Origin of the sequence: Flavobacterium chuncheonense, assembly GCF_042686145.1 — a bacterium.
GTDB lineage: Bacteria > Bacteroidota > Bacteroidia > Flavobacteriales > Flavobacteriaceae > Flavobacterium > Flavobacterium chuncheonense.
On sequence record NZ_JBHUPC010000010.1, the window covers coordinates 87,457 to 105,616 of the forward strand.

Genomic DNA, 18,160 nt, shown 5'->3' on the forward strand with positions numbered 1-18,160 from the left:
TAGATTGTAGGAATTTTACCCTCGAAATTCATAACCCTGAGGTCACGGGTTCAACTCCCGTCTTCGCTACGAAACTAAAACGGCTGGAAATCAAATATTTAGATTTTCAAGCCGTTTTTTTATGTCTAAATTAATTTGCACCCTTCACAAAGTATACGATTTAGTATACGATTTAGAATACAATAATGTTGAAAATTTAAAGTATATTGCATTTCAACTTGATGCTTTAACTAAGGATAAAACAATGTCTAAACCCCAATTTTCTACTCCCAAAATCTACACAGGAGGAGTAACTATTTCTGACTGGAAATTACTCACTACTCAACAAAAAGAAGAAGCACTTAATAAAGATTGGTATGTGTACTTTAGTTTTCGTTCTCCTGATACAGGAAAATTGGTTAGACAAAATCCAATAAAAGGACATGCAAACTCTTATAAAAACAAACAAGAGAGAGTTAAATACTTAACTGTAATGCGTGATGCGTTGGAACTACTTTTAAAAAAAGGCTTTAATCCCTTTACGGAAAATGATTTTGAAAGTTTATATGCAACACCAAAGGATAGCAAACCAAAAGAGAAAGAGGTGACTCCTAAAAAAAGCTCCACTCCTACTCCTGTTGCTAAACCAAAAATTAAAGTTGCAAAAGTGGCGACACCAGTTGAAAAGAAAACATCAATTCAAGAAGCATTTGATACTGTTCTAAACATTAAGAAAAATGTAATGAACAAAACTTCTTTTAGTGGTTATCGACTACGCATTACAAAATTTTTAAACTCGCTACCCGATAGTTCACTGCCTATTGAAAGTATAACCAAAAAAGATGCAATCCTTTTTTTAAACACTATACTTGAAAATACTAGTGCACGAAATAGAAATAATTATAGAACTGATTTAAATTCATTTTTTAGTGAATTAGAAAACAATGAATTCATACCTCATAATTTTATCACTAAAATAAACGTATTAAAAACAACACCCGAACGAAACAAAACATTTACTGATAGTATCCAAGAAGACATCTATCAATTTTTAGAAGAGAAAGACCCTACTTTATTATTATTTATAAAGTTTATCTCTTACAACTTTTTGAGACCTGTTGAAGTTTGTCGTTTAAAAGTAAAAGATATTGACATAAAAGAACGAAAACTATATGTTCGTGCGAAAAATCAACCAGTAAAAATTAAAATCATTCCTGAAATTTTAATTAGCGAGATTCCAGATTTAAAAGAATTAAATCCTGAAAATTATTTTTTCACACCTTATGGTTATGGACAACAATGGGAAGCTGAAGAAAATAACCGACGTGATCATTACAGCAAACAATTCAATAAAACAGTAAAAGGTGAGTTCAACTTGAATAAAGATTATGGACTGTATAGTTTCCGACACACCTTCATTACCAAATTATATCGCAAATTAAGAGAGACAGAATCTGCACATGTTGCCAAAAGTAATTTAATGTTGATTACAGGACATTCAACAATGACTGCACTGGAAAAATATTTACGTGATATTGATGCAGAATTGCCTCAAGATTATTCGCATTTACTACAATAATATCATTCAAATACTCATTTAATATTTTGCAGAAAACCACATTTTATCGTAAATTGAATGGTCTAAATTTCACGTACCATTCACGTACCATTCACGTACCATTCACGTACCATTCACGTACCATTCACGTACCATTCACGTACCATTCACGTACCATTCACGTACCATTCACGTACCGCGTACGTGACATCGTACCAAAATAAACATTTATCATTAGTAAAATAACATATTAAACGTAAATCTTACGTAACATTAACGCAAAATGCGTAAGATAAATCCTAAACACTTGTTCCAACTTAATTATATTACTAATTTGCGAACACTTAAAAATCAATTTTGTTACACTATTTCTATTTGGATTCTAATGATGAAATAGTGATAGAGTATATACTGCCAAAGAATGATAGATTTACATACTAAGACCAACCAGTTAAACAAGGAACTTTATAAAAACTTCATTTTTTACATTCCTTCATACCTCATGTTAGAAATGTACAATATAAACCAATTAAGCAACGAACAATATGAGATGTTTGAACCTTATTTGGATAAAGTTAGTTACACCGATGATAATGATTGGCAAATTCACAAAACAGTTCCTTTTAACAAAGATTACCTTCTTGAGAAGACGTATAGATTACGAAGTAACATCCTTTCCATTTTTGAACTTAAAGAAAGTTTGAAACCAGAAACCTTTCAATACATCTTTGAAAAGTATCACGAACAAATTTCAGTCCATAAAACTATTACAGCATTATTAGTTGAACATTACGATTCAAATTGTCCCGAAAAAAGTGAAGATTTAAAAAACTTGTTTTTGAGTCAACAAAACATATTGGCTACACATTACAATGAAATTGAGAAGCATTTTAAAATTAAACCCAATACAGAAAAGTTCAATTCTCAAGAACTAATTGAAAAACTTAAAAATTTAAACACACCTATAACTTCAAATAAAAAATATTTAAGAGATTATATTCTACATCCTAATAAAATAGAAATAGAACGTATTATCCTTAATCTATACTCTGAAAGGAATGGAACCAGTATTCGTTACCTTATCGAATGCATGGAAGAAATAAAGTTAATCACATTAGAACATGGTAAACGAAAACTAATTCATGAAGCTATGCAAAATAGTTTCAATGGTCAACTACCCTCTTACAAAGCAGTTTTTGGTTATACCATTGATAAAATTCAAAACACCGATTATAAAAATGTAAAATTAGAACTTAACAAAAGTCTCAATCAATACATTTAAAACTTCGGGATTAAACAGGAATAAGTCTGGATTATTACAGTATTCAATAGACACAAGTTCGGAAAGTACTTGTTTTTTAAGCATTTAAACTTTTAATTCTTTCCGCTTCTGCCCTCAGCGCTTTACGTTTGCAATAACAAATTAAAGCAAACAAAAACGTTGACAGCAAATACGGCATATGAAGTTTTCTTAGCACTTTCTGAAAAAGAAAGAGCTGACTTTTTGCATCGTATTCAAGAACATTTTCCTACTGAACCAAAAAAAATACGCAAACCTAAAAACGACATCAATTTCAATCAAGATGATGCGATTCAATATTTGCTCAAAAATGTTTTTAATGTAAATTAAACACTATAAGTTAAATTCACTTCTACAATTTAAGATTACACCTAAACCATATCTTCTTTAATATAAGATTAAACACAAACTTAAATTACTAAACGTTAGTAATAAAACTGTTGATTTCAAAAAAATCAATATATTTGAATCGACACAAACACAGTATATAACGAAGACAAATTTTATAAAAAGCTATATAAACTTGTGTATATTTACTAGTTATAAGCCATTTTAAAGACGACCCACAGAATGATAAAAAATGAACTTTGGTATTTATTGATTGACGGACAACAAGACGCTGAAAGTGGAATCGTCGGGAACTTTTATGCTTATGGCAACCATTTGGGAGACGCATTAGATAAGACAATAAAAGCCTCAAATGATTATAAGTTTACAAATCATAACTTGACAGAAGCTTCATTACTTGACAACTTTGATGTAATTGAAAACAACAAGGAATTGGTTAAAATTGCTGACAATGTTTATATGCGACCAACTACTTATACCTTTCCATTTGACGACCCTGACAAAGAGTTTATTCCACCAATCGGAATAGTTAAGAGTGTCTTTGAAGGTGAGTATGAATATGATTTGATTAAGGAAAACTTTGTTGCCTATGGTGCAGACGACAATGGAATTTTTGAATTTGAATTGGTTCTTACAAAACAAAATTTAATAGATACATTTATTAAGACAATTGAATTCTTGCCGACAATTGACGGATTTTGGATATATCTCAAAAATTATTGGGAAAGTGATTTAACAGAACTTTGGGTTGCAAAGCATTTCACAGACATGCATATGGTAATAGACTTTCTTAAATCCCAAAAGAAAAACACTCTCGAAAATGGCTACTTAGATATTGTCGTTCACTCTCTGACAGGTGAAACAAACTTAACACTTGACGACCACAAAAAAATACAACTACACACTAAAGACGAAGGGGTATTCAATGACTTTATCGGAAACATAATTGAGTTAGGTTATGAACAGGCAAGAGATTTTTACAATTTAGAGTTTGGTTATCACCACTTCCATTACAGACTTGTCGACAGCTTGACAAGAACAGAATTTAAACAAATGTTAACTGACAATAAATTTGAACTGGTTGACAAATGGGAAGAATAAAAACGGCTTATAACACGGGTTTTGCGTCAGGCGGGCTGACGTGCAAACTTTGACCTTTGTGCTTCTAATAAACTTTAGTAATAAATTGACGCTTTGTGCTTCGAAACCCGCCCGAACGCAAAGCCCGAAAACGTTATATGTCATTTCGGCCTATCGTTGGCGAAAATGTCATAAGATTGACATAGAAATGACGCAACCAATAAAACAACATAAAAATATCTTTGCTGAGTAATCATCAAAATATGTAAAATGAAAAATCAGAACTTAGCAATTAAAATTAAAGACCTACGAAACAGAAAGGGATTTTCTCAAGAACAACTATCGGATGAATCAAAACTAAGTCTAAGAACAATTCAACGAATTGAAAAAGGAGAATCAATTCCTAGAGGGGATACTTTGATTAAATTAACTCAAGCTCTTGGAGTAACACCTGACGACCTTTTAGAATGGCAAATTACTGATGATAAAGGTTACTTACAACTACTTAATTGGAGTTCCTTTAGTTTTATAATCACCCCTCTATTAGGCATAATAATTCCACTTGTAATGTGGATTTTAAAACGTGAAAAAATAAAATTTGTAGATGATTCTGGAAAAAAAATAATAAATTTTCAAATAACTTGGACTTTAATACTGTATTCTACAATCACAATTATACAACTGATATTAGGAGAAGGTTTTTTTATTTATCTCAATATCAATATCACCGATTCCATTTGGGCTTTAATCCATAAATTCTCAATACCATCTGTCATTTTATTTTCACTATATGTATATAACATAGTTACTATATTTTTGAATGTTAGAAAATCTCAAAAAGGATTGAAAAATAAATATTTACCAGCAATCCCTTTTTTAAAATAAAAACGCCATATAACACAGTATAAAGTTCATTGCTTCGGATTTTCCTACGGAAAATACTCGCAAATTTGCTATCTTGGTTTCTTAAACTGAAAATCCTCGCGGATTTTCACGCAACAAACCTTATACAAACCGTTAAGTGTAATAATATAACAACTCTATGAAAATAGTATCAAGTTCTGGAAAGGGAAATTTTAAATTAATTGAGAAAAACAGTGAAATCTGTGAATTAGTTTATATTAATTGGTTTTCAGAAAAAGCTAAAACGGTTCTTAACGGAAACAATATCGAAATCAAACCAAAGAATATTTGGACAAGTAAGGTTGACATTTACAAGAATGACACTAACATCGGAGATATAACTTTTAACCTAAAAGGTCAGATGATTATTCGATTGGAAAAATCAAATGGAACGGAATGTAATTATGTGTTGAAAAATAAGGCTAAATGGAAGCTGAAATTTGAAGTTTATAATGAATACGAAACACTTCAGTTTTCACTAAATTCTGTTAATAATTGGAGTAAACTGAATTATGACTATGAAATTGAAATTGCAGATTTTAATTCAGAATTTGACATTAAAGAGCTCTTAGTTTATTGTGGTTATGCGACAAATTTATATCTAGCTATAATTAGTGCCGTATGATAAGGAAAACTTACTACACCTAACAATGGCTATAAGTAATTGCTTGTTCTCGCCTTCTTCTGAAAATTCTTGCGGATTTTCAGTTTGGTGTGTACTTGAAAAAGTTAACCGCTAAACCACGCAACTACTCATAGCAGAGACCGATGTGTGCAATGTAAAACCACCTCGTTAAAACTTATCAGATTAAAAGTAAACTGAAAATATTTTGTAACATTAAGTAAAAATTCCACACTAATTATTTGATGATAAATGACATAATATTTCAAATTAAATACACTTTTTCTCAATTAAAATTCAACCGAAAAAAAGAGTTAAACTTAAGATTAAAAGAATCATTCGGAAAACTGAAAGATGACTCTTTTGACTTTGATTACATTGAAAAATACTTTAGAAATAGAGATAATTCAAAAGCCTATCAAGTATTATCAGACAAAACTTGTAACGACTTGGATTTTGATGATTTGTTTATGTTTCTTGACCGAACCCATTCAAAAGTTGGTCAACAATACCTTTACAATAAACTTCGGACAATACAAGTAAATGAAAAGCAAACCAAACTAAACGAAGAAATAATAAAGGAATTATCCGAAAATCCTGAATTAAGAATTTCGGTTCAAAAAAAGCTTGAAAAATTAAACCATAAAGATGCGTATTATATATCCTCTTTATTTCAAGAAGAGCATCTTAATCCACCAAAATGGTTCTTTGCTATAAAATTATTGTCGTTTGCTAGTTTAGTCTCACTCGTTTTGGGCTTTTTTAACCCTATATTTTTCATAGTTCTATTAGGTGTTTTTTGCGTGAATTTTGTGATTCACTATTGGAACAAAAATAATTTAGTTCAATATACAGGTTCAATTCCACAGCTTTTAAAACTTAATAATGTTACATCACATTTATTTACCAACTCATTATTTAAAAAATTAAATCCTGACTTACAAAAGTCAATTAAACTAATAAAAGAAGTTGAAAATAGAATGTCTTTTTTCTCACTTGAAGCCAAACTTCAAGGAGAATTTGAAATTATAGCGTGGTTTGTATTTGAGATTTTTAAAACAATGTTTCTGCTTGAGCCATTATTGTTATTTGGTGTTTTAAAAAGACTAAACACAAAAAGAGGAGAAATAGAAAGTGTTTTTAAATTTGTTGGGCATATTGATATGTTAGTTTCCATAGCTTCTTTAAGAAAAGGACTTGAAACATTTTGTTTGCCAATTATTAATGATGGTGATAAAATTATTGCTAAAGATATAAGTCATCCTTTAATATTTAATTGCACAACTAACAATATTGAAATAGCTGAAAAATCCATACTTCTTACAGGCTCGAATATGTCTGGAAAAACTTCCTTTATTCGTGCCATTGGACTGAATGTAATAACTGGACTTACAATTAATACTTGTTTTGCAAAATCATTGACTTTTCCTTTATTAAAAGTGTTTTCGGCTATCCGGATAAGTGATGATTTGATGAACGATAAAAGTTATTATTTTGAAGAAGTATTAACCATCAAGGAAATGCTTAAAGAGAGTGAAAATGGAGATAAAAACCTCTTTCTTTTAGATGAAATATTTAAAGGCACAAATACCGTAGAGCGGATTTCAGCCGGAAAATCCATTTTATCTGCTTTAACAAAGAATAACAATAAAATATTAGTTTCAACGCACGACATAGAATTAACAGATATGCTTTCGGATCAATATGAATTGTATCATTTTAGTGAAACAGTAAATAATAACAGCATAGGTTTTGATTACAAACTGAAAGAAGGAAAACTAAAAAATAGAAATGCAATTAGAATACTTGAAATTAATGATTATCCAAAAGAGGTTGTTAAAGAAGCTATCGGAATAGCCAGAGAGCTAGACAAAAATTATTTAGCAAAAAACACTACTGGCAACAACGTATAGAAAATAGCGCTTTAAGTTTTTAAATCAAGGTGCTTTACGTAAATTCACATCTGTTGTAAACCGAAAAGTTCGTGAATAAAATACGTAATTTTCATATAAAAGACCGTTGACAATAATTAAAATAAACCGAAAGTAACCATAATTAAAAATTAAATAATAATGACAACAACTACATTTCTAACATTTGTAGGCGACCAATGTGGAAAGGCTGAAGAGGCAATAAATTTTTATACTTCTATCTTCCCAAACTCGGAAATTAAAAGCATAACAAAATACCGACAAGGAGAAGCTGGAGGAACACCAGAGCTTATCAAACATGGAGTATTTACGTTAAATGGAAAAGATTATATGGTATCTGAAAGCAATTATAATCATGCTTGGACATTTACACATGCGGTTTCAATTTTTATAAGCGACAATTCAGATGATTTGATACAAACACTATTCGAAGAACTTTCTTCAAATGGAGGTCAAGTGATGGTTCCTTTAGACAATTACAACGGTGAGGGAGATTACGGATTTGGCGAAAAATTTGGATGGTGTCAAGACAAATATGGTATATCTTGGCAATTTGTACTTACTGAATAATCTATGACTTTCATAGCTAAATATATCATAATTATTTTCGGCATCTTTCTTATTGGTGTTGGACTACTAATGCTCTTGAAGCCTACAAAGGCAAGAGAATATTTAAAACGAGCAGGAAGTACTAACCTTATAAATTATACTGAAATTACTATTAGAATGATACCGGCCGCAGGACTTGTTTTATTGCAAAAAACGCATATATTGACCACCACTTTCCAGTCTAAATTGACCATCGATTTCGGAGCAAATTGACCACCCAATTCCAATTTAAAGTGACCACCAAAAAACGTTTGAAAAACAAATTATTTTAAATCATACATTACAATTAAAAAAGACTAGTTTATTTTATAACTCTTCTGTCACTTTTTGCTGACGATTTACAGTTTTACACTATTCAGAATAAGAGTTAATATAGCGAATAAATAGTTTTTGTTGCTGTGTTAAGTCATTGAGTTTAGATTTCTTGTTTTCTTTTTCTCCAAATATAACTCTGTCAATTTCATTTTTATTCTTTATATAAAATTGATTACTTATTTCAATAAGTTCACTCTTATTTTTAAATTCTTTACAAGAAATTAGTAAAGAATAAAAATTTGAAAAATTAGGGAAATTTCTCTTCAATTCAATTTGTTCATATAAATAAAACTCTTTCTGACTATTTGTACCTTTTTCAGTAAGACCATTTTCCATTATAAATTTAAACCCAATATGTTTTAAGTTATTATAATAAGGTGTATTCTTTGCTTTTGAAATTTCAGACTTGTATACCTTATCTGCCTCATCCAAATTTTTATTTTTTTTATTAATAAATGAGGAGTATAAAACATTATCATATGGAATTTGACTATTTATGTATGATTTTGAAGTTTTAATCATATCAAAGTCTTTTTGTGCTTCTATTATTTCTTTCTCTTTTGGGTCTGAACATCCTAAAGTCAGAAGTACAGTACAAAGAAGTGTTAAGATTTTTTTCATTATTTATTATTTATTATTTTAAAATTTATACACTTGTTGAACAACAGCCTTTTTGTGCATCAATAGGTTTAATCTCCTCTACAGAACTTACCTCCCAAACACCCTCCTCATCATAGATCCATAGTGTTAAATAACCCGTACCATATGGAATTCCAGTACAGCACCCTTGACCAAATAAGACAGTATAGTCATATGTCCCTGATTCAAAGGAGCCGCATCCACATGCTTTTGCAATCAAATTTTGAATTGAAAAAACAAAAATACTTAATAATAAAAATTTTAACTTCATAATTATTTTTTTTATACATTAATTGTTAAATATACTTATTTTTTAATTAAAAAAACTTATTAACTTAACATATCTCTATTATCAATGTAAGTCAAAAGGTAAAATACCACAATTAAATAAGACTTGTTTATTAATCTGGTACGTGGTTGGTACGTGGTTGGTACGTGGTTGGTACGTGGTTGGTACGTGGTTGGTACGTGGTTGGTACGTGGTTGGTACGTGGTTGGTACGTGGTTGGTACGTGGAAATTAAAACTCTAATTGCTTAGAAACTGTTAAAACAAAATTATTTACTAACAAGTTCATACAACATCTGTTATATTTAAAAATAAATTACATAAATAAAACCGTATTTAGTATTTTTGATACTATCAAATGATAGTATCAAAATATGAAACCACCTTACGAAGTATCATCAGAAATATTAAAATTAATTACTGCTATATCTGAAAAAATAGGAGAAGTTAATGCAAAACATTTAGTAAAACAAAATCCAACATTAAGAAAACAGAATAAAATAAAAACTATTCATTCTTCATTAAGTATTGAAGGTAACACTTTATCAGAAGAACAAATAACAGCTATCCTCGATAACAAAAGAGTGGTTGGTCCCCAAAAGGACATAGTTGAAGTTTTAAATGCCCTAGAAGTTTACAAAGGATTAAATTTTTTAAAATATCAATCTGAAAAAGACTTCCTAAAAGCGCATAAACTGCTAATGAAAGAGCTTAAAGAAAAATCGGGAGCTTATAGAAGGTCTGGTGTTGGAATCGTAAAAGGTTCAAAAGTCGAGCATATTGCACCTCCATACGAGAATGTTCCTTTTTTAATGAAAGACCTCTTTGAGTATTTAAAAGACAAATCAGAAATTACATTAATAAAAAGTTGTGTATTTCATTATGAAATGGAGTTTGTACATCCTTTCATGGATGGAAATGGAAGAATGGGAAGATTATGGCAAACATTAATCCTTATGAGTGAATATGAAATATTTGAATTTTTACCCTTTGAAACATTAATCTCTAAAAATCAGGAGGAATATTATAAAGTTTTGTCAACTTGTGATAAAGAAGGAAAATCAACAAAATTTATAGAGTATATGCTCCGAATCATCAACACTTCACTATCTGATTTACTGGAACACACAACAAAAAAACTAAACGAAACGGAGCGATTAGAATTATTTATTGAAAAGCGAAATGAAGAGTTTACGAGGAAAGATTATATGAAATTCTTTCCTGAATTATCATCTGCAACAGCCAGTCGGGATTTGAAAAACGGAGTAGAAAAAGAAATGATAACAAAAATTGGCAATAAAAAAACGACAGTCTATTCAAAAAAAAGCACTAATCAAATATAAGTTACATTCTACATTATAACCCCCTTTTTTTATAGAAATGCACTTGATTTTATCTGAAATTTTACAACTAAAATTTTTGTATATCAAACGAATTGATGAGTCATGAGCCGATTATAATTTTTAATCGGCTCATTTTTTATAGTTTTTTGAGCCGATTAATTAGATGATTGAGCAGTGAAAAAAATGATAAAGCAGCTAAGTTATAATATCATTTAAATCTAAAATAAAGAAAGTAAATATTTCTAAAATTATACTAGGATATTCAACCTTAAAAATCTAAATTTGAAAGTATATAACCAATCTAAAATATTTTAGATTTTCAGTATACGTTTTTTGAAAAAAACACCGAAAAACGTTGAAAATAAGGCATTTTGGGGCAATTCATAACCCTGAGGTCACGGGTTCAACTCCCGTCTTCGCTACGAAATTTAATCTATTTTAAATCAACGGCTTAGTGTTTACTAAGCCGTTTTTTATGTCTAAATATTTCGGTTCTGTCGCATCTGACAAAACAAATCCATGAAATTCTTTAACAAATAAATTAAGCTGCTAATTTGCAGAAAGAATTAAATATGGTTCTACCTGGACTAACCATCTGATTTTTCCTTATCATATGTACAATTTCAATACCACTCAATGTTCGCTTTGCCGATTCAAAATTTTTGAAACCTAAACCGTTTTGTATTCTCCAATTAATAAATCGATGATCTTGCTCAACAATATTATTCAAATATTTACATTGTCGAATTTTAATATTGGAAGAGAAACGTTTATTATAAACTTTTATCGCTGCTGTATTAGAGCCACTCTTATCTATATTAATCACTTTAGGTCTATCATTACCATTTATTGCCTTCATTAAAAAAGACTGAGCGCTCATCCTTTGCCTTCTTTTAGTCAATAAAAAATCAACTGTATTACCAAACTTATCTACAACCCTATACAAATAGCACCATTGACCTTTAATTTTAATATATGTTTCGTCCATTCTCCAACTAACCCCTATTCTAAACTTTCTTTTATTCATTTGAGATACAATAAAGGGTGTAAACTTATATACCCAACGTTGTATTGTTGCATGGTCAACTTGTACTCCACGCATTTTCATTATCTCTTCAACATCCCTATAACTTAATGTAAACCTAAGCTTGAAATATACCGCCTGAAGAATTATTGATTTTGGGTAGCAATGTCCTTTAGTATTCATCAAATGAAAAATTTTAATGCCTTAAAAGTAAATCAATTTCTTAGATGCGACAGAACCCTAATTTTCTGTTTTCCATATTTTATTTGTCGTATTTAAAACTTTATAAAAAATTATATTAACTCTAATTCCGAAAAATCAACTCTTTCAAAATTGGGTGATGAAAAATAGGTTTCTCTCAAATGTTTTCCTTTGTCATAAATATCCGTAAAACATTCTTTTAACTCTATATCAAAACCATTTACAGCAAGTATTAAACGCTTGTCATTTGATTTTGAAATATAAACTCTACCAGTTAAGTTTCTAAATTCTGTATCTATAAATTGCTTCAATAATTCTTTGTTTTCAAATTCTGTATGGTAGAATTTAAACAAGTTTTGCTTTTTTAAATAGGAAACAAAATTGTTTCTGAGTTTCTTATGAATTTCAACTCTGAATTTCTCTAATTCAAATGAACTTTTATTGGTATAGGATTTTAAAACAAAAAGAAAATTTATAGAATAGTGATTGACAAATAAGGAATCTCTATCAAAAATCCTTTCTTTAAAATGATAAGAATGTTTAATTCCTTTGTCAAAATCAATAGCAAGTTTATCATTGTCAAAATCGAAAATATCCGTTACTACACCTTGAATAAAAAAGTTTGGTGTAATATTATAACCTTCTGTTACTTTATCTCTATATCGTATGTTTTTATTAATTTGTTTGCCTTCATTCAGTAAATCTATATTGAATTGAATTACATTCTTGGCATAAGTAAATTGCTTATAAATTGAATTTTCTTGAACCTTATTATTGGCTTTATAATACTTTGAGTCACCAATGTAAAAAATACTTTCATCACGATCAATTAAAGAATCATACTCAAATAAATGGTCAATAATTTTACCGTCTTTATTTTCTTTCAGTTTTTTAAGCGAAACTCCTTTGCTTGTTTCTTTGGAATCGATTTTAGAAGTTATTAGCTTATCAATCATATCTTCAAATATCAAATGATAATACTTTACCATAATAAAATCTTCATTCTTATTTTGAATTGAAACTTTATTTGATTTTGAAAAATACAATTCCAATAATTTATACATTTTTACTAATGTATCTGAAAAGTATTTGTATCGTATTTTCTTTAATATTTTTGGAGCATTGCCTGCTAATTTTTCATAAGCATAACCTTTGGAAATCGTATAGGATTCATCTATTTGCACGCTAAAATTATATTCAGTCTTTAAATGATTTAAAACTGAATAAAACATACACAACAATTCTTCCTCTGTATCAATATATTTTTTCTTTACATTAAGTTCTGAATAAATTGGTATTCCTTCATTGGTAACAAAAGGATTTGATTTTCTTACTGTTTTACCCCAATTAACCTTTTTATGCTTTGCTGAAATTTGCTTTTTATGAATAAATAGAATTGTATTTTTATTCTTTTTATGGAAGTTTACAAAACTTAAAACAATATCTAAAAACGAGTATTCATTTTCGCCTAATGAAGTGCTTAATTGTAGTACATCGCCTTTAGATTGGATTGTGTTTGAATATCTTTCTCGATACTCTATTAATCCTTTGTAGAAAATTATTAAAAATCGTTTTAACCAGTTCAATTCGTCTGTAAATTCGATAACTTCATCAATCTTGTTTTCTGCAAACAAATTTTTATGATATTTATTTAAGATTAAACCTTCTGTATCTATAAACACTTTGGGTAGTAAATAAATTACTTCATTATCGATACTATGGTAATATCCCACATTATCAATTATACCATTAACACCATTAGGCATATAAAATTTATCGCCAAAAATGGGTTTTAGAATGTCTAAAGAATAAGATTCTCCTTCAATAAATATTCTCATTACTCTTCGCTTGTTGTAGTTGGTTCTGCTTTATTTACATCAATTAATTTCAATCGTTCTTCAATTATATAACTAACTAAATTATTTGAAGTACCATTCTCGAAAAAGCTTGTATAAGTTAGGTTCTTACCATCGGCTGACTTGAAAATAGTATTTTCTTCATCTTTAAAAACATCATTCCACAAATAGAAAATAATTTTGTTTACAAACGTGCTTTCTGTAATTACTTTTCCAGAATTTTGAGCATCAATAAACCAATTTCCTATTTGCTTGTCTTGGCTTTTAGTAATTTCAAATATTTCTTCATTGATTACTTTTAAGAAACTTAACCATTCAAATGCTTTGCCATTATCTAATTGAATTGTAAAATCTGAATATTTACAATCAGTATCAATTGGAACGTAAATCCAATCCCATCTTCTTTTGAATGCACTATCCATAGGGAACAAAGATTGGTCAGAAGTATTCATTGTTGCAATTATCTTTAAATTGTTTGGGAAACGAAGTTTACCATTTTCAATTCCAGGATGATTTCCTCCAAATCCTTTTTCACTTAATAAATACTTACAAAGTTCTTCTTCAGCAGTAACTTCATATTTACTAAAACCATCTTTATCTCTATCTAATAATTGAAATAAATCTCCAAATATTTCAGCACAATTTCCTCTGTTGATTTCTTCTATTTGCAAGTAGAAAGGTTTTGTATCGTCTGCTGACACTAAATTTTTCCACGCATCAACATAAATTTTAGTAAAGATTTGGGGTACAAATTTGTAAGCAATTTTATCTCCGTCCATTGTTGGTTTATAACCTCCTACAAATGAGTGGTAATCATAATCAGGATGAAAAGTTACTTTTTGTACATCTTTACCATTTGTTTCAATATCTGCTCGATGAGATTTTCCTGTACCAGGTGAACCGTAATATATAACATTGTTTACATCTTGTGAGCTTGTTGATACTGTTGGAGTTATAACATCATCCGATGAATTATGTATTGATTGGATATTTTCTATGTAATAAAAAATGTATTCAGGTCTAAATGTACACACATAATTATTTTTAAAATTATGCTTATACAGACCATTAAATCTTGCTTTTTGTAATGAATCTATATTTAAACCTCTTAAACTTGGGTTACCAGGATAATTTGTATCGGGATCAATATTCCAACCTGCAAAAACAAGATTTTCTAAAGCATCATTTGCTTCATAGCAATACACTCCTAAAATAATACTTGGATTTGGATTTACTCTTGGGTCTTTACCATTTAGTTGGATTTTTTTCTCCCTATCATTTCTCTCCTCATTTCTGATGTTACCATAATAAACAACAATGTTTTTTTGTATATTATTAACGGTATTACGATATTCAATAGTCCATTCGCAACCATCATTACTTATGGACGTACATTCATATACACCTTGTGAAAAGAGTTGTGTCAAGATAGCTTTCTTGTCTGCAATTGACTGAACAGCTCCATTATATTGAACAATTTGTGATTCTAAATTTAATTCATATCTCATAATCGGTCTTTATTTTATTTGCGAATATTTCGGCTAATTTTGATGGAACAGCATTACCTACTTGTCTCCACTGCTCTTTAAAATTGCCTTCTAATTTGTAATTATCATCTATTGTTTGAAGTCTTTTTATCTCTTCAATTCTCAAAAATCTATTTTTCCAATGGAAAGGACCTTGATTATTTGAAAAACTCGCTTGTATAGTCCAAGATGGTCTATCAGGTGTTAATTTCAATAAAAAAGTCCAATATCTCGACTTCCATTCAAACAATGGTTTTGGATGTCCTTTTTTTTCTGTATAAAAAAGATAGTTCTCCCCAGGAGGAATATCTTTCATTAAACTATGATGCTTTGAACCAGGTTTTTGTTCTAATTCTTCTTCATTAATATTATCAAAATCACTAATTACATCACCACAAGTAACCCAATTACTTTTACCTTGCTGTTTCTTTTCAGGGTCACAATGCGTTTCAAGAGGGAATTCAAATTTTGGTAATTCTTTTTTTACTCCTACACAAATAAACCTTTTTCGAGTTTGCGGTACACCATAATTTGCTGAATTAACAACTTTATATGTAACATTATATCCAAGTCGGTCAGATTCACTTTCTAAATAATCTAAAGCGTCTTGATGAGTTTTATACATAAATCCATCAACATTTTCAAATAAGAAAAATTTCGGATTCACTTCTCGTATTACCCTAAAATATTCTGGAACAGCAAATCCAGCTTTTTCATCCTCAAATCCTTTCTTTTTATCTTGTAGATAATGCCTTGCCTGACTAAATGGAGGACAAGGAGGACCACCAATAACACCTACAACCTTACCGTTGTATTCCTTAAAATCAATGTTTCTTATATCATCATTTATTACCAAATCTGATAAGTTATTTTTTTTTATGGTTTCACAAGCTACATCCCATACATCAGTTGCAAGAACCGTTTTAAAACCTGCACCTTTAAATCCTAAATCTAAACCACCACACCCTGAATACAAACTAATTATCTGTGGCATATAATTATAAATTTTTTATTAAATGTTCCACCATCGCTTTACCCAATAATGTTGGAACAGCATTTCCTATTTGTTTGTGAATAGACCTTCTTGAACCAACAAAATTATAATCCTCTGGAAAAGTTTGTATTGCTGCAATTTCTTTTAAACGCAATCTTCTGTTATTCCAATGAAAAGGACCTTCCCAATGTCCCGGCGATGCAATTATCGTCCAAGATGGTTGTACTGGATGCAATTTTAATAAGAATGTCCAATATCTTTTACCTGCAATAAATTTTGGATTTGGATAACCTCTTTTTTCGGTAAGAGCTATGTAATTTTGCCCAGGAGGAACAGCTAATAAATCTTCAAAATATTTACCTTCTGTAGAATCGTAATCGTCACTATAAGCAAAATCATCATATTTACCAATCCAATCAATTACACGTTCATAAGGTTTAAGATTTGCATCTAATAAAATTTCTTTACTTGAGCCATTTGTTTTAATTGGACTTGTTTTTATTTCCTTTTTTGAGGCTATAAAAAATACACGTTTCCTTTTTTGAGGTACACCAAACTCAATCGCGTTTGCTCTATAAACTATATATTTATAACCTAATTTATCGATAGTCTCTTCAAGCGCTGATACTGCATCTACATTTTTAGGATGAAGTAAACTTTCTACATTTTCCAGAATAAAACCATCAGGTTTTAACTCTTCAATCATTCTCAAATACTGACCAATCATATTTCGTGGATCATCACTACCTAATCTATTTTCGTGTGTTTTCCAATATCCTGCTTTTGAAAATGGTTGACAAGGTGGACCACCTACTAATATCAATTTCTCTGGATTGTTCTGCTTTAAAATTGATGAATAATCCTTTGCATTCATCGCCTTTATATCTTTGTGAAAATGCGTTGTGTGAGAAAAATAATTATTACTTTTCATTGTAGCAACACTATCTCTATCAAAATCTAAACTTGAAATAACTTTAGAACCCGCCAATTGAGTTCCAATATCTAATCCTCCAGCTCCAGAGAAAAATCCAATTGTTTGTATTTTGCTATCAATAATTGCATCAACGTTATTATTGACTGTATATCCTCTATGGCTAAATTCAATATCAATAAAATCTTTTTTACCAAATTTTTTAAATTCATCTTCAAATAACATTAACTGTGGCTCTTGAACATATAGTAAAGATTCCTTCGGTAATTTGTATTTCTTAATTTTTGCAATTTCCATTTATTCTTTTTCTTTTTTTGAATGTTTAACGCTTTCTTCTGCTACCATCATTGCTTTTAATGCTGTGTTTTCATCTTTTACCACATCATAAATTTGGTCAGCTAACCAAAGTGTTACTAATTCATCAGGAACGACCTTTAGTATTTCAGCCAATTTTAATACAGTTTCTTTTTTAGCGTTTCTTTCCCCTCTCTCAATTTTACTTAATTGAGCTGTGTCCATATCAAGCAATGGTGCTAATTGCCGTAATAGCATCTTTTGCTCTTCTCTTAATATTCTAATTTTATTTCCGAATTGACTATTCATTGTTTTTTTATTGACTTGTCACATATTGGCAAATATAAATAAAAACTTATGGTTGTTTTTTTGGGTCATTTTCTTTTTTTGAATTAGTTATTCACAGATATTTAAAGAGAA

The 18,160-nt window shown here is 29.5% G+C and carries 18 protein-coding genes; 10 read left to right on the forward strand and 8 right to left on the reverse strand.

All coding sequences use genetic code 11. The annotated features are described in order from the left end of the window. The first annotated feature begins 121 nt into the window (after positions 1–121). The 9 genes from ACFS5J_RS02350 to ACFS5J_RS02390 all read left to right on the forward strand — a co-directional run bounded on the left by ACFS5J_RS02350 (position 122) and on the right by ACFS5J_RS02390 (position 8,291). Positions 122–1,558 carry a tyrosine-type recombinase/integrase gene (locus tag ACFS5J_RS02350; RefSeq protein WP_379810361.1) on the forward strand — a complete coding sequence of 479 codons (1,437 nt, stop codon included), beginning with the start codon at positions 122–124 and terminating at the stop codon, positions 1,556–1,558. A gap of 26 nt (positions 1,559–1,584) precedes the next feature. After that, positions 1,585–1,761 (forward strand): hypothetical protein, encoded by a 177-nt coding sequence (locus tag ACFS5J_RS02355; RefSeq protein WP_379810362.1) that lies wholly within the window; start codon positions 1,585–1,587, stop codon positions 1,759–1,761. 197 nt (positions 1,762–1,958) lie between these two features. Beyond that, positions 1,959–2,819, forward strand: a complete 861-nt coding sequence (locus ACFS5J_RS02360; protein ID WP_379810363.1) for a hypothetical protein — start codon at positions 1,959–1,961, stop codon at positions 2,817–2,819. A gap of 159 nt (positions 2,820–2,978) precedes the next feature. After that, positions 2,979–3,167 (forward strand): hypothetical protein, encoded by a 189-nt coding sequence (locus ACFS5J_RS02365; RefSeq protein WP_379810364.1) that lies wholly within the window; start codon positions 2,979–2,981, stop codon positions 3,165–3,167. A gap of 240 nt (positions 3,168–3,407) precedes the next feature. Beyond that, positions 3,408–4,286 carry a hypothetical protein gene (locus tag ACFS5J_RS02370; RefSeq protein WP_379810365.1) on the forward strand — a complete coding sequence of 293 codons (879 nt, stop codon included), beginning with the start codon at positions 3,408–3,410 and terminating at the stop codon, positions 4,284–4,286. A gap of 249 nt (positions 4,287–4,535) precedes the next feature. Next, entirely contained in the window at positions 4,536–5,150 is a 615-nt protein-coding gene (locus tag ACFS5J_RS02375) for a helix-turn-helix domain-containing protein (RefSeq protein ID WP_188231579.1), read from the forward strand. Positions 5,151–5,307: 157 nt separating this feature from the next. Beyond that, positions 5,308–5,793 carry an aminotransferase gene (locus ACFS5J_RS02380; protein WP_379810366.1) on the forward strand — a complete coding sequence of 162 codons (486 nt, stop codon included), beginning with the start codon at positions 5,308–5,310 and terminating at the stop codon, positions 5,791–5,793. Between the two features lie 446 nt (positions 5,794–6,239). Continuing rightward, positions 6,240–7,703, forward strand: a complete 1,464-nt coding sequence (locus ACFS5J_RS02385; protein ID WP_379810367.1) for a MutS-related protein — start codon at positions 6,240–6,242, stop codon at positions 7,701–7,703. 159 nt (positions 7,704–7,862) lie between these two features. Continuing rightward, the gene (locus tag ACFS5J_RS02390; protein WP_379810368.1) at positions 7,863–8,291 is read left to right on the forward strand and encodes a VOC family protein; all 429 of its coding nucleotides are present in this window, start codon (positions 7,863–7,865) and stop codon (positions 8,289–8,291) included. Positions 8,292–8,681: 390 nt separating this feature from the next. On the opposite strand, the gene ACFS5J_RS02395 is transcribed toward ACFS5J_RS02390, so the two are convergent. Next, the gene (locus ACFS5J_RS02395; protein WP_379810369.1) at positions 8,682–9,266 is read right to left on the reverse strand and encodes a hypothetical protein; all 585 of its coding nucleotides are present in this window, start codon (positions 9,264–9,266) and stop codon (positions 8,682–8,684) included. 25 nt (positions 9,267–9,291) lie between these two features. Then, complete coding sequence (locus ACFS5J_RS02400; RefSeq protein ID WP_379810371.1) at positions 9,292–9,555, reverse strand: hypothetical protein; 264 nt, start codon at positions 9,553–9,555, stop codon at positions 9,292–9,294. 390 nt (positions 9,556–9,945) lie between these two features. On the opposite strand from ACFS5J_RS02400, the gene ACFS5J_RS02405 reads away from it, so the two are divergent. Next, the gene (locus ACFS5J_RS02405) at positions 9,946–10,914 is read left to right on the forward strand and encodes a Fic family protein (RefSeq protein ID WP_379810372.1); all 969 of its coding nucleotides are present in this window, start codon (positions 9,946–9,948) and stop codon (positions 10,912–10,914) included. A 541-nt stretch (positions 10,915–11,455) separates the two neighbouring features. Here ACFS5J_RS02405 and ACFS5J_RS02410 read toward each other — a convergent pair. From ACFS5J_RS02410 to ACFS5J_RS02435, 6 genes are all read right to left on the reverse strand, one after another. Continuing rightward, a complete protein-coding gene (locus tag ACFS5J_RS02410; RefSeq protein ID WP_379810706.1) occupies positions 11,456–12,121 on the reverse strand; it encodes an IS6 family transposase in 666 nt (221 codons plus the stop codon). 110 nt (positions 12,122–12,231) lie between these two features. Next, positions 12,232–13,977, reverse strand: coding sequence for a hypothetical protein (locus ACFS5J_RS02415; RefSeq protein WP_379810374.1), 1,746 nt, complete (start codon positions 13,975–13,977; stop codon positions 12,232–12,234). After that, positions 13,977–15,503 carry an AAA family ATPase gene (locus ACFS5J_RS02420; protein WP_379810376.1) on the reverse strand — a complete coding sequence of 509 codons (1,527 nt, stop codon included), beginning with the start codon at positions 15,501–15,503 and terminating at the stop codon, positions 13,977–13,979. Before ACFS5J_RS02420 ends, ACFS5J_RS02415 begins: the two co-directional genes overlap by 1 nt. Continuing rightward, positions 15,493–16,515, reverse strand: a complete 1,023-nt coding sequence (locus ACFS5J_RS02425) for a DNA cytosine methyltransferase (protein WP_379810377.1) — start codon at positions 16,513–16,515, stop codon at positions 15,493–15,495. The genes ACFS5J_RS02420 and ACFS5J_RS02425 overlap by 11 nt, the downstream gene beginning before the upstream one ends. A gap of 4 nt (positions 16,516–16,519) precedes the next feature. Further along, a complete protein-coding gene (locus ACFS5J_RS02430) occupies positions 16,520–17,743 on the reverse strand; it encodes a DNA cytosine methyltransferase (RefSeq protein WP_379810378.1) in 1,224 nt (407 codons plus the stop codon). Next, complete coding sequence (locus ACFS5J_RS02435) at positions 17,744–18,049, reverse strand: helix-turn-helix domain-containing protein (protein ID WP_300058794.1); 306 nt, start codon at positions 18,047–18,049, stop codon at positions 17,744–17,746. Between the last annotated feature and the right edge of the window lie 111 nt (positions 18,050–18,160).